General features: G+C 28.8%; 1 protein-coding gene. It reads left to right on the top strand.

Going from position 1 to position 1,269, the window contains the following annotated elements; translation table 11 throughout:
- The first annotated feature begins 408 nt into the window (after positions 1-408).
- Positions 409-1,023 (top strand): DUF488 domain-containing protein, encoded by a 615-nt coding sequence (locus I4V51_RS20835; RefSeq protein ID WP_195990346.1) that lies wholly within the window; start codon positions 409-411, stop codon positions 1,021-1,023.
- Positions 1,024-1,269 lie beyond the last annotated feature (246 nt).

Genomic DNA, 1,269 nt, shown 5'->3' with positions numbered 1-1,269 from the left:
AACAGGAAAGTTAAGCTCTACAGCGTCAATGGTACTGCACGGGTGACTGTGTGGGAGAGTAGAACGTTGCCAGGTAAGAAGATACTTAGTTTATACTAGGTATCTTTTTTGTTTAAAATTAAAAAATAGTAGAATATCAACGTTTTACATTCAGCTGCGAGAAGAAAAAGACATGTTATGTCTTTTTGGAGCAATTTAGTGGAGGTTAATCGAATCTTAAAAAATTGTTCTAATGAATGTTGTCGGGTAAAAAGATACTTAGTTTATACTAGGTATCTTTTTGAGTTAAAATAAATTAAGATTTAATATATAAAGTACTTAGTATAGGTGCTTTATATTTTTTTGTTATAAAAATAAATTAATATAAACATAATTATAATATAAAATAAAATTTATTAGGAGAGAGACATGGATATATATACTATAGGACATTCTAATTATTCAATTGAAAGACTTATTGATATGTTAAAATATTACAATATTAATTGTGTTGTTGATATCAGAGGTACACCTTATTCAAAATATAATATTCATTTTGATAAAGAAGCTATAAAATATACTTTAAATAAGGCTGGATTTATTTACATATATATGGGCAAAGAATTAGCAGCTAAGAGAATAAATAAGCAATCTTATAATGAAGAAGGATATTCTGACTTTGAAAAAGTAGTAAAGGAAAAGGAGTTTATAGAAGGTATAGAAAGATTAAAGACTGGTTGTAATAAGGGATATAAAATAGCATTATTAGGAGCAATGCAAGAACCTATAAGGTGTCATCGTTCAGTATTAGTAGGTAAGGCTTTAAAAACATACGGTTTTAATGTTAAGCATATATTAGATGATTATTCCATTGCAGTACAGGAAGATATAGAGGAAATGCTTTTAGATAAATATTTTAGTAATAGAGGACAGATGACTATTGCGGACTTAACTGGAGATAGTATAAATAGAGATGAAATGATTGAAGAAGGATATAGAATGGCTAATAAAGAAATAGGCTACCGTATAGAACACTTGAAATAAACTGCGAACTAAAGCTTAGATGCCGCGATGCTGAAAATTAATGATATAACCTCCATTAAGTAATATAATTTCGCTAAGAATTTATATTATTATTTTGTATTTAGAATACCACAGGTTCGACCTGTGGTTCCGGAAAGCTTCTAGCGGTGAGTAGAAATAAAAAAACCTCCGTTGTAAAATTATAGTAGGTTTGCCGACCACAACTATAATACAAGGAGGTATCCAATATGGATAATAGTAGTTTAG

The organism is Clostridium sp. D53t1_180928_C8 (assembly GCF_015667795.1).
In the GTDB taxonomy this organism is placed as follows: domain Bacteria; phylum Bacillota; class Clostridia; order Clostridiales; family Clostridiaceae; genus Clostridium.
This window is presented reverse-complemented; position numbering and strand designations above follow the sequence as displayed.